Origin of the sequence: Paenibacillus sp. USDA918EY (assembly GCF_009870825.1) — a bacterium.
Taxonomy (GTDB): domain Bacteria; phylum Bacillota; class Bacilli; order Paenibacillales; family Paenibacillaceae; genus Paenibacillus_AQ; species Paenibacillus_AQ albilobatus.
Window position 1 is genome coordinate 23,162 of record NZ_WTWY01000019.1, and the last position, 11,834, is coordinate 34,995.

The window sequence follows — 11,834 nt, forward strand, 5'->3', positions numbered from 1 at the left end:
AAGTGGCCCCTTCATCCCCGGCATGTTATAATTAACATATATTGGAATTATTGTCGATGTCCCCATTTTACAAACCGGGAGGGAAACAAATGCAGAAAGAAATCATCTCCTTAGCAGAAATCACGCAGTTTCAATCCGCCGCGGAAGAGTTTAGTCCTTTGGATTGGTACAAACGCAAACTGGAACAGGAACCGATCAGCTACAACGAAGCAACGGATTCGTGGAACGTTTTCCGGTATGAAGACGTTAAAAGAGTGCTGAGCGACCATGAATATTTCTCCAGCGTCAGAGCCCGGACCACCATCAGCGTCGGCGCGGACAATGAGGAAGGCCAACATTCTTCCGGCCGCATCAATTTGAATTCGGATCCTCCCGAGCACCGGAAAAGCCGCAGTCTCCTTTCCGCCGCTTTTACGCCAAGAAGCCTGAAGTTATGGGAGCCGCGCATCCATGAGGTGGTCAACCAGTTGATCAAGGACATGGGCGACGAACCGGTCATCGACATCGTCAAAACGTTTTCCGGCGCGCTGCCTACCATCGTGATCGCAGACCTGCTTGGCGTTCCGTCGAAGGACCGTTTTTTATTCAAAGAATGGGTCGACCATTTGTTCCTTCCGCTTCCCAAAGAAAACCTCGAAGACGTTCAGGAGCTGAAACGGCAGGCGGCCAAAAACTACTACAGCTATCTCTACCCTCATGTCGTCCATAAAAGAACGAACCTTGCCGACGATATCATCTCGGATTTGATTCAAGCGGAAGTGGACGGCGAACGTCTGACGGATGACGAAATCGTCCGGATGACCATGTTTATCCTGGGAGCCGGCATCGAAACGACAAGCCACCTGCTGGCCTGCACCTTTTATTCGTTTTTATACGATAACGACCGGATTTATAATGAGGTGCAGTCGAACCGCGAGCTGCTGCCGAATACCGTGGAAGAAATGCTCCGCTACCGTTTTCATATCGCCAAAATGGATCGGACGGTAAAAACGGACAACGACGTGCTCGGCGTTCCGCTAAAAAAAGGCGATGTCGTCGTAGCCTGGATGAGCGCCGCCAATATGGACAAAGAGGTGTTCGAGGACCCCTTCACTTTGAACATTCACCGGCCCAACAACAATAAGCATCTCACCTTCGGCAACGGGCCGCATTTTTGCCTGGGAGCCCCGCTTGCACGGCTGGAGGCCAACATCGGCCTGGGACGGTTTATGGATCATTTTCAGCGCATCGAACCCGTACCCGGTTTCAAGCTTGAGGAGCATCTGACGCCCTCCGCCGCCGGACAAACGCTGGCTTCCCTTCCGGTACGCGTTCATCGCAGGTAGACCCCTTTCTTGCTGAAAGTTTCCCATGCAACACAAAAAGCCTCTTCCAAACGGAAGGGGCTTTTTAGCGGAGGTTTCTAAGTTCAAAGCACCAAGTCGAATGAATTCAGGCTTTTATCCACTTGTTGATTCAGTTTTCTTCCATTGCCAGTCGAAGGTCATAATCTTCGATATCGATATCCAAATCCATCCCCAGCGCCAGCTTTGCCAGCTGACTGCCCATAAACGGGCCCACGGTCAGTCCGGACGCTCCGAGCCCGTTCGCCGCATAGAGGTTGTCCCAACCCGGCATTGCGCCAATCACCGGCAGGAAGCCGGGCGTAAAAGGCCGGAACCCGACCCGTACCTCCTGAAACGTGCTGTCCGCCAAACCGGGAGCGAGTTCCAGTCCTTTGTTGAGAACTTCCTGCATCCCCCCTGCCGTGATTCTCGTATCATAGCCGTCCACTTCGTTTTCGTGGGTCGCCCCGATCACGATTTTTTGCTCCCCGAAAGCGAGCAGGTATTGGTCCGAAGGCGGCATGATGACAGGCCACTCGCCGGTGTCCTCTTCATGCTGGACCTGCAGGTGCATAATTTGCGCCTTTTGAAAGCGCACGTTAAATCGAATGCCTAACGGCTGCAGCAGCTGACCCGCCCATGCGCCGGCGCATACCACCGTTTGGTCGGCCGGGAAGTATTCCCCGCCAACCTTGGCGCCTGTTACACGGTTCGACTGATACGTTAGGACGGCGTCACCCTGCATAAAAACGGCTCCATGCCTTTGCGCCGACCGGATCAGCGCATCGCGCAGCGCACGTCCGTCGACGCGGGCGGCACCGCTGATCCGCACCGATTGATATCCTTCTCCGAGCAATGGAAAACGGTCATGGGTCTCCTGCTCATTCAGCCGGGCAATGTCTCCGATTTCCGGGGCATCCTCTTTACGCAGCAAGGCCCGCTCCTCCATCTTCCGGATTTTTTCCGGATCATGATGGATGCTCAGGGCACCTACTTGAGCGTACCCGGTTTCCGTTTCGCCCTCTTTTGTAAGATCCTCGATCAATCCGGGATAAAAGCGCGCCCCGGCCTTTGCCAACCGGTACCAAGCCTGATTGCGGCGCTGCGACAACCAAGGACAGATGATGCCCGCAGCGGCATCCGTCGCTTGGCCGTGATCTTTGCGGTCGATGATAAGGACATCCGCTCCCATTTTTGCCAGCTGATAAGCGGTAGATGCCCCAAGAATCCCGGATCCGATGACGATGACTTTCTTCATGACTCCAATCCTTTCCAAATCATGAGGTCGCTATTTCAATAATACGTAAAACCGATGTTGCCAAACGCTTTTTAACTTTTTAGCTTTTTAGCTTTTTATAGGATAAACCGCAAAACCATTACCGTGAGGATGCCTACCACGACCGTCCCCAACAAGCTTCGCGTGAGGATGGCCGTCGCAAATGTCGGCAACGCCGCCAATATTTCGATGTAATTTCGGGATATTTCAAACTTCCCGTCAGCCATAAACAATTCCTGCCCAATCAAAGCGGCCATCACCGCGACGGGCACGTAGTTCAGCCATCTCATGGCCCATTCCGGCAATTGCATCCGGCTAAGCACCATCAGCGGAAGGACCCTTGGCAGGAGCGTTACAATCGATGCCCCCATAATCGCCAACAGGATATGCCATCTTATTTCCATTTTTCCACCACCATTCCGATCGTTGCTGCAACGACTGTGGCTGCGATGACCGCCATGCTCGTGGATAAGAAATAGCTGGCTCCAACCATGATCGCGACGGCGCTCAAGGCGACAATCATGTCCTTCAGGACTTTTTTTCTGCTCACCATCTGCAAAACAAGCAGACCGATAAACATGCCCGTCAGCGCAAAATCCAAGCCGAATTTTTCGGGATCGGTGATCCATTGACCGAAAAAAGACCCGGCAATGGTGGCGATAATCCAATTGAGATACGCCGTTACGTTTAATCCATGCATCCATGTTTCGCCGAGGGAGGTTCGGTTCGTCGCCTTGTTCATCGCTACCCCGAACGTTTCGTCCGTAAGCAGCGTGCCGATCAGCATCGTTTTAAAAGAAGTAAGACGGCGAAAATACGGCGAGATGGCGGCGCTAAGCAAAAGATGGCGAAGGTTCACGATAAAAACGGTAAGAATGATGGCTGCAGCCGATCCATGCGACGCAATCATCCCCGCCATAATAAATTGCGCCGATCCGGCATAAATCATCGAGGACATCAGGGTAATTTCCATGATGGATAGGCCGGATGTTTTCCCGACGACGCCCGCGGCAAAACCGATGCTTAAGTAACCGAGCAGCGTTGGAATGCAATCTTTGACGCCCTGGATAAAGCCGTCTTCGCCGGCATCCAGTTCCCGATTCATGTTTTGAACTTTCTCAGACACGTTATTTATCCTCTATTCTTTTCCATATTCTCAGATGTTAACTTGGATAATATATGTCGACGATGCGACAAGCCAAATGTGCGTTATAACAAATCTATTGTGCATTATATCATACGAAATACCAAGAATAGAATAGTTTTAGTCACGCAGATTCGAAGGAACCATGGCGGAGCGGCGGCTTCGATTTCCATCCTGCACATGTTTACGCAAGAAGGATAAGGTCATCTCAAAACATTCCGCGGCCTCCGGTGTATCTAGTTGAAATTGGTATTCATGCGGTACAACGCCGTGGGACGGCGGATAAAACAAGGAGGTCGCGGGCACGTTCACCGCCTGAAGTTTAGCCTCCAGTTCCTTCCCGTGCCTTTCAAAAGAACCGGTGTTGCCATCCGTAATAAACGTCGGCGACCGACTTTTCCATTGCCGTATTCCGACCTGTTGAAATTTGGTTCCGTAATCCGATCGGTCATCATCTTTATCGGATGGCACGCAAAGGGACACGCATGCAAAAAACAGACCGCAGGCACATTTAGCGGTCCGTAAACTTTTTGACAGCTGCCCTATGGAAATCGGGCGCTCTATCAGTCACACATTATACGAAAACTTACTATATATAGTTATGTCAGATAGAAACCGAATCTGGCGAATGCCATGAAATTTTGGAAAGGAGGGTTTCATATTTCCCCTTTATCCATGATGTCCCGCAACCGGAAAGGGTCTCGCGTATTCTTCGACAATGAAGGAAAAATCCAGCTCTTCTGGCGCATTCTGCTGGGTTGGCTGGCGTTCGCGGCCGGGCTTGGGCTCGCCGTAGCCGCCGCCACCGCCGCCGGTTCATACGGGTTCCCCACCCTGGCACTTCAGCTCATTTTAGCGGTCGTCACAACCGGCGTTAGCGTACCGTTGATTTATGTATTGCGGCGTTATGCCGACAGGCGTCCTTGGAGCGGCTTGGGCTTGAGTTCGCCTCCGAAAGGTCTGCCTTATTTTCTGCTCGGGATGGGTCTTCTTGCTTTGCTGACGACGGCGTCTCTCCTCATCGGCAGCGCGCTTGGGTGGCTGCATGTCGTGGCTTTTCATTTGCCCGTAACGACCCTCTTCCTCATCTTGATCAACTCGGCTATCGCTTTTTTCTATGAAGCGTTTCCCGAAGAGATTGCCTTCCGCGGTTATTTGTATCGGAACCTGAACACGAGGCTCCCGCGCTGGCTTGCCCTGATCATTCAGGTCGTCCTGTTCGTGCTTGCGCCAGTGGCGCTAACCGCGTTCATGGTTCTTGCCGGCATTGCGACCTGGGATCAAATTACGGTGGACTATATGATCAATCTGGTCGCCTTCGGCACGATGTTGCAGCTATGCCGCATCCTTTCGGGCAACCTTTGGATGAATATCGGTTTCCATTTGGCATGGCTCGAGATGGTCCGGTATGTCGTTGTCCCCTCTCCGTCCGCGATCGTCGAAGTGGAGTATATTTCTCCGCTTGCCGGTTACCTGGTGAATATCGGAACCGTGGTGCTTGGCGTCATCGTACTCTTTGTCTGGTCGCTTCGAAAAAAGGTGGGTTGGAACCGGATCGAACCTGATCATCGGTCCGAATTCCAACATCTGACGTCTTTCCGAAGTATTGGCTGGTAGGCAACGCTAGCTCGAATATCCGCATGTTCACTTTGTACGATCCGCTGTCCAAAATCGTAAAAGGCACCCGATTTAACGCATCGGGTGCCTTCATCCATTTCAACAGCTTAACGTCTCAGTGACGTCGTGCTGACCACGCCGTACCTGGACAGCAGCTTCCGCCCGAGCAGCGCGACCGCCCGGTCCGTAAGAAATCCCATCAGCCCCAGGCAGATCAGTCCGACGAAAATCCAGTCGGTCCGAAAAAACAACCGCGAATTCCAGATCAAATAACCGACGCCTTCGTTGGAAGCGATCATCTCGGCGCCGATGATCGCCATGAACGACGTTCCCATCGCAAGGCGGATGCCCGTAAAGATGTAAGGAACCGTCGACGGTATGATGACATGGATGACGATCTGCCATTCCGACGCGCCCATGCTGCGGGCGGACCTGATTTTGTCCTCTTCGACGGATAAGACGCCGGTTAACGTATTCAGGATAACGATAAAAAATGTGGCGTACATAATCAGCATCACTTTGGATGTTTCCCCGATGCCGAACCACACGAGAAACAAGGTAATGAAAGCGATCGGCGGTATAAACCGGATAAAGTTGAGGAACGGCTCCGCAAATGCCCGAATCGCCCCTACTTTTCCGATGACGATGCCGACGGGCACGGCGATCAGGCTGCCGAGCGTCCAACCGAGCAGCACGCGGTATGCGCTAATGCCGATATATTGCAGCAGCGTGCCGTCCGCAAGCAGCTCATAACCGCCTTTTGCCGTGTACAGCGGTCCCGGAAGGATTTCCGGTCCGTAGACCAACGATATGAGCTGCCATAGAACCAAGATGACAATCCAGAAGATCATATTCAGCGGCGTTTTTTTGATTTTTGCGTTCATGACGTCCCTCCTCCCCTACTCTTAAAAATGCGACTGGATCCGGTTGTACAATGCGTGGAATTCGGGTGCTGTCATGTCGCGCGGATAAGCCAGCGGCACATCGTATACATGCGTAATTTTGGACGAAGGCCCCGCCGACATGATGCCGATGCGGCCTCCGAGCAGAAGAGCTTCCTGGATATCATGCGTCACGAAAATGACCGTTTTGTCGGTATCCTTCCAAATGTTCACCAGCTCCCTTTGCATCGTTCGCCGGGTCATCGCGTCGAGGGCGCCGAACGGTTCATCCATCAGCAGAATCCCCGGGTCGTTCGCGAGCACCCTTGCCAATTGGACCCGCTGTTTCATGCCGCCGGACAACTCGCGAGGGAATTTGTTCTCATGCCCACGGAGCCCTACAAGATCGATGAATCGATCCGATACCTCCTTCCGTTTCGCGGCAGGGATACGTTTCATGCGCAAGCCGAACTCCACGTTCTCCCTGACCGTCAACCATGGAAAAAGCGATGAATCCGCCTGCTGAAATACTACCGCGCGGTCCTGTCCCGGCCGATCCACCTCATTTTCGCCAACCCGGACCTGTCCCGAGGTTTTGGACACGAATCCGGCGATCAAGCTGAGCAGAGTGGATTTTCCGCAGCCGCTCGGCCCGAGCAGGACGAAAAACTCCCCTCCCTTAACGACCAAATCCACGTCTTGAATAATGTAATGGAGATTTCCGGCACCCTGCGGTGCGTAGCTCTTATTCAGCCGCTCAATATGAATTTCGTTAGGCCTTGGCAATGCGCTCATCGGCTTCCCTCCTATTTCAATTCGATGACGCGGTCCGGAAACGCTTGGCGTACCGGGTCCAGATTCAGTTTCTTTTTCAGGTCGAAATCCTTTTCGATGATCTTGTTCTCGACCATGTATTTCTTCTGACCGACCAATCCCTCGTACGCTTTTTCCGTGAAGCCGATGTTCCACGGATTTTTCGGAAGATCCTTTAACGTCGCCTCCCTGGGCTGCTTTACTTCGTCGTACATGATATCCGCCGTCTCTTCCGGGTGGGCCTGCGCGTACGCCGAGGCTTCGTCCAACGCTTTCAGCAGCTCCACAATCCCTTCCTTGTTTTCCTTGATGATTTGATTGGAGGCAATCAGTCCCGTGCCGAGCCGCACCGGCGTTTTGGACATATCCGACAGCTCATAGGCTTCCTCCAGCGCGGCGAATTTTTGGTTGAGCACCGCTCCATATACCCATGCCGCATCAATTTCGCCTTTTTTGAGCGCGACGTACGCTTCATCAAAACCTCCCTGACCTACAAGCGTTACGTCGGACAAAGAGATACCGTTTTGCTGCAGGTATACGTCCCAAAGGTACGGGATAAACGTCCCCCTCGAAAAGCTCAGCTTCTTCCCTTTGAGCTCCGACGCGCCGGCGATTTCCTTGCGAACAAACAGTTTCCATTCGCTTGCGCTCACATCGGTGGCCGTGCCGGAAGAGGCAAAAATCGAATAATCTCCTTTGCTGACCGCGTTAAGCAGCGGGAAATCGGCCCCAAAAGCCACGTCTACCTGCTTGATGAACAAGGAATTTACCCCTTCGGCGGGAGTCGCGAAGTTTACAAGCTCGGCATTGATGCCGTGTTTTTCGAAAAATCCCTTTTGCTTGGCGACGCGGAAAACCGTATTGGTCGAAATATCGGCGATCTTAAGCTTTAGTTTGCCGCCATGGTTTGATCCCGCTGCCGTTCCGCAAGCCGCAAGGAGCGAAGCCGACAGCAGCATGGCCAAGACGATGAGGCTGAAGCGCCGGATGTGCAGCTTATTCATCGCGGCCGCTCTCCTTCCTGACTTCTTCGTCCGTCGTGGCGACGCAGAAGGCGCCTTCCCCGTAGGATACTGTCCCTTCAACTTCTACCGCCGCTAAGGCTCCCCTGGCAGCAGCCCCCGGCAGACGGAAGTCGGCGACATCGATGGGAGCGATTTCCGTTTCGACCGGCTTCTCCAGCTGCGGGATCCATTCGTACGGAACCCGGTAAGCGCGGTAAACCATGTTGGAATTTCGTTTGTTTTTGTACGGGGAAATGTATTCCCATACGAGTTCATGCTCGGGCGTCACTTCGAAGATCCTTCCGTCGGCACCTTCCGTAATGAGCGTATTGCCGTTCGGAAGACGCTGCGCGGAACTGATATAAGGGCTATAGAAACGGTATGAGTCAAGCGGCGCCTGGAACCCGGCCTCCGTCGGCGTATACTGCCATTCGATATCCAGCGTCACCGGATTGATCTCCAAAATGCGGGAATGGTCGCGGCGCGCCACCTTTAGCCCATCCGGAGCTTCGGGGTTCGGACTGCCGTAGCCGCCCCAGCCGCCGTTGTCGAATACGAGGATGTTTCCTTCTCCGGGCAATCCTTGAGGAATGAGATGAGCATGGTGCTGGCCGATAATCCAGCCGATATGCTCCGTTTCTTTGGACGAGTAGTCCGGGCCAAGCCTCCACACGATCTTTCCGGTTTGTTTATCGATAATGGCGATAATATTGGATTCGCGGGCGTCCCATATCAGATTGTCGGGATGGAAACGCTCGTCGCCCGCATCGTAATGTTTGTTCGGGCCAAGGACCGATACGGAGTTGATATGCATCCAGTCTCCCGAGTGCGTACCGAACGCCCGTGTATTGGGATCGCGGAACAAAGCCTGCTTGGCGGCATCGTCGAATCCCAACTCGTCGAAATGGTCGCTGACCGCCCATTCCCAAACGACATTCCCTTCCCAGTCCACTTCGATGATCGTATCGTCCAACAGTTCGGTATCCGAAATGTCCGGCCGATTCACGTTTTTATGCGCGAGAATGATCGTGTTCCCTCCGTCAACCTTGGGCGTCAGCCCCGGGGCATAATAGCCGACCGGGTTGCCTTCCCGCTGATAGTCATGATGCTGGCGCGCCATCCACTGCGCGGGATGTCCCGGATCTTCGATCCAGGCATAACGGTCGAATTTCCAAACGATATTCCCGTCCCAGTCCACCTGCACGAGATTGGTTTCGTCCTGAAAACCGTATTTCGGATCGCGTTCCGACGTGCTGCCCAGCACGTAACCGCCGGGAAAAATTTTGTTCGGAAAGCCCCGCAAGCCTTTCCATAGCCGAACCTCCCTGCCGTTCATGTCGATCAGGAGCGCGCCGGTGTCGGCCGCCTGATAAATCGTATACCCGCTCCAGGCTTTGCCTGGCCGATAAACCGTCGTTCCGGTCGGATAAATCGTCGGATGTCCCATAACATGTTTCTCCTTTCCCTCTACCCTAAAAGTTTTTTCTTCTCCATTCTCAATAGGAAACAAACCTGTTGGATCGCTTGCCGCTCTTGGCATGACCCTCCGCTTCAAAGGTTTTTTCTTCACCAGACGGCTTCGTTGTTCGTATGACCGCATCGGCAAAACCATCCAACCACGCATGCAGCCGCCCGAACAAAGAACTTAAATGATCCAGTTCGGCGGGTGAAAATGAACCAAAAAGCGTATCGATCATGTAGGTACCTGCCTCCTTGTGGCGTTCGAGCATCTCTTTCCCTTGTTCGGTGATGTCCAGAGACACCGCTCTCCGGTCCGATTCGCTCCGTTTCCGCACGGCAAATCCGAGTCCCTCCAGCTTGTCGCAGATCGCGGTAACGGCGCCCGACGTAAAATCAAGCTGTTCCCCCAAGTCCCCAAGCCTTTGTTCCCCGTCTCGCATAATCGTATTAAGGATGAGCATGCCGGGAAGGGGTACGCCTTCAATCGTGATTTTGTCGCGCTCTTTCACGAACCTTCGGACCAGTTTACGAAAATGCCAATCCGCTTCTTCCATTCGCGCCCAGTCTTTTTCTTTGTCGTTCATGCCTCTCCTTTCGATGTGATCGACCTTTCTTTTGGCTGATTTTTAAAAATGACCTTCCCTGCCCCGTTGTCGCGAACGTTTGCCGGGAAACAGAAAAGGCCCCTCGGTCTCAACCGGCATTTTTCCGGTTTCGATCGCAGGAGCCTTTGGTGGACCAATCGGCTGATGATTTGGTTTAATGTTGAAATAACGAGCGTTCATTCAATGAACAATAACCTGTTGGGCTTGACGTAAGATTAATCCAATTATTCACACCTGTCAAGTGGGTTATTAGACGATTTTGATTTTTTCGAGTCCGCTTACCTGAAGGCTCTCCCATCATAACAAGATTCGACAAATTTCTGTTGACTTGAAAAGCCTTTCATCCTGTAAGATCAAAATGAACATACATAGACAACCAGGAGAAGAAACCATGACCAGAAAAAAAGAAACCATCCTTATTTTCGCCTTCACTTTTGCCGCATTCATCCTCGGCACAACCGAGTATGTCATTGTCGGGTTGTTGAAGGACATCAGCTTGTCCCTTGGCATTTCGGTTGCCGCTGCAGGCATTCTCGTCTCCAGCTTCGCGATCGCATATGCGGCAGGAACGCCGTTTGCCGTCAGTTTGCTGGGCCGCGTTCCCCGCCATATCACGATTTTGTCGGCCTATGCCGTACTGCTCTTTTTTAATGCATTAACCGTTTTGGCGGGATCATTCGCTTTGATGTTCGTGGTGCGGGTCGTGACGGCCATTTTGTGCGGGTTGACGTTATCCTTGTCGATCGCCGCGGCCAGCGAACACATCGGCGGTTCGCGCCGGGCCGGAGCGGTCGCTTGGATTATCGGAGGATTTTCCATCGCCAACGTTCTTGGCGTCCCGCTTGGAACCTTCGTCGGGCAAATGCTGGGCTGGCAGTCGGCTTTTATCGTCACTTCCGTCGTCGGCGTCATTCCGTTCATCCTGATCGCTTCCGTGTTGCCCAAAAGCGACACCCGCAGCGTCAGCTCGATGAAACAGCAATTCGCTTTGTTCAACAATCGGCGGATTCGCCTTGCCTTTTTTATACCGGTATTAGGTGTCGGCTCCGTTTTTATCGTGTATACGTACATCACTCCCCTTTTGGAAAACGTGCTGGGCATTCCGCAAGCATGGACAAGCGCGGTTCTGCTGGGATACGGCGGCTTAACGATCTTGAGCAACTGGATCGGCGCCAAAGTCGCGCAAGGCAATTCGAGGGTCAAATTAAAGGCGATTTTTCTGATTCAAAGCGGCCTTATGATGGCGCTGGGCCTGACGCTTCGTTTGACTTGGCTTGCTCTGTTCTGCGTCATGCTTGTCGCCCTGTTTTCGTATGCGCTAAGCGCGGCCGTCCAGCTCTACCTGATCGATTTGGCGGATGCGGCGGGAGGCGGCTCGAAGGACTTCGCTTCTACGCTGATGCCTGTGGCATCCAATTTGGGTATTGCCATGGGCTCGCTGCTCGGAAGTTTTGTCGTGGACCGAATCGGTCTCGCGTATTTGCCGTGGGCGGCGCTTGCGTTCGCCATCGGCGCTTTTGCCGTTACCTCACGCTGCCATCAGCTGGACCAGGAGGAGTCGGGTTTCGCCGCCGTTTCTTCCGTCCGGCCGACATGAGTACCCAAGCCAATTCGAACCTTCAAAGCGCTGCGACCGGAACATTCCGGTCACGGCGCTTTTTTTTAGAATCATGTTTAAAGGGGCTCATGTTTGCGGCGTGCCGTTCCT

At 53.2% G+C, this 11,834-nt stretch carries 11 protein-coding genes; 3 read left to right on the top strand and 8 right to left on the bottom strand.

Annotation, left to right across the window (positions count from 1 at the left end; genetic code table 11):
• The first annotated feature begins 89 nt into the window (after positions 1 to 89).
• Positions 90 to 1,325 carry a cytochrome P450 gene (locus GQY55_RS26260; protein ID WP_160044880.1) on the top strand — a complete coding sequence of 412 codons (1,236 nt, stop codon included), beginning with the start codon at positions 90 to 92 and terminating at the stop codon, positions 1,323 to 1,325.
• Positions 1,326 to 1,455: 130 nt separating this feature from the next.
• On the opposite strand, the gene GQY55_RS26265 is transcribed toward GQY55_RS26260, so the two are convergent.
• From GQY55_RS26265 to GQY55_RS26275, 3 genes are all read right to left on the bottom strand, one after another.
• Complete coding sequence (locus GQY55_RS26265) at positions 1,456 to 2,583, bottom strand: NAD(P)/FAD-dependent oxidoreductase (RefSeq protein WP_160044881.1); 1,128 nt, start codon at positions 2,581 to 2,583, stop codon at positions 1,456 to 1,458.
• A gap of 95 nt (positions 2,584 to 2,678) precedes the next feature.
• A complete protein-coding gene (locus GQY55_RS26270) occupies positions 2,679 to 3,005 on the bottom strand; it encodes an AzlD domain-containing protein (RefSeq protein ID WP_160044882.1) in 327 nt (108 codons plus the stop codon).
• On the bottom strand, positions 2,996 to 3,706 hold the full coding sequence (locus tag GQY55_RS26275; protein WP_201452247.1) for an AzlC family ABC transporter permease: 711 nt from the start codon (positions 3,704 to 3,706) through the stop codon (positions 2,996 to 2,998). The genes GQY55_RS26270 and GQY55_RS26275 overlap by 10 nt, the downstream gene beginning before the upstream one ends.
• Positions 3,707 to 4,378: 672 nt before the next feature.
• On the opposite strand from GQY55_RS26275, the gene GQY55_RS26280 reads away from it, so the two are divergent.
• Complete coding sequence (locus tag GQY55_RS26280) at positions 4,379 to 5,362, top strand: CPBP family intramembrane glutamic endopeptidase (protein ID WP_236575874.1); 984 nt, start codon at positions 4,379 to 4,381, stop codon at positions 5,360 to 5,362.
• 107 nt (positions 5,363 to 5,469) lie between these two features.
• Here the strand turns inward: GQY55_RS26280 and GQY55_RS26285 are convergent, their stop codons facing one another.
• From GQY55_RS26285 to GQY55_RS26305, 5 genes are read right to left on the bottom strand one after another with little or no spacing between them, the layout of a single operon-like run.
• Entirely contained in the window at positions 5,470 to 6,246 is a 777-nt protein-coding gene (locus tag GQY55_RS26285; protein WP_160044883.1) for an ABC transporter permease, read from the bottom strand.
• A gap of 21 nt (positions 6,247 to 6,267) precedes the next feature.
• Positions 6,268 to 7,038: an ABC transporter ATP-binding protein gene (locus tag GQY55_RS26290; protein ID WP_160044884.1), complete on the bottom strand. Its 771-nt coding sequence runs from the start codon at positions 7,036 to 7,038 to the stop codon at positions 6,268 to 6,270.
• Between the two features lie 11 nt (positions 7,039 to 7,049).
• The gene (locus GQY55_RS26295; RefSeq protein WP_160044885.1) at positions 7,050 to 8,060 is read right to left on the bottom strand and encodes an ABC transporter substrate-binding protein; all 1,011 of its coding nucleotides are present in this window, start codon (positions 8,058 to 8,060) and stop codon (positions 7,050 to 7,052) included.
• The gene (locus tag GQY55_RS26300) at positions 8,053 to 9,507 is read right to left on the bottom strand and encodes an aryl-sulfate sulfotransferase (RefSeq protein WP_160044886.1); all 1,455 of its coding nucleotides are present in this window, start codon (positions 9,505 to 9,507) and stop codon (positions 8,053 to 8,055) included. Before GQY55_RS26300 ends, GQY55_RS26295 begins: the two co-directional genes overlap by 8 nt.
• A gap of 49 nt (positions 9,508 to 9,556) precedes the next feature.
• Entirely contained in the window at positions 9,557 to 10,105 is a 549-nt protein-coding gene (locus tag GQY55_RS26305) for a MarR family winged helix-turn-helix transcriptional regulator (protein ID WP_160044887.1), read from the bottom strand.
• A 412-nt stretch (positions 10,106 to 10,517) separates the two neighbouring features.
• Between GQY55_RS26305 and GQY55_RS26310 the strand changes: the two genes are divergently transcribed.
• Positions 10,518 to 11,723 (top strand): MFS transporter, encoded by a 1,206-nt coding sequence (locus GQY55_RS26310; protein WP_160044888.1) that lies wholly within the window; start codon positions 10,518 to 10,520, stop codon positions 11,721 to 11,723.
• The last annotated feature ends 111 nt before the right edge of the window (positions 11,724 to 11,834 follow it).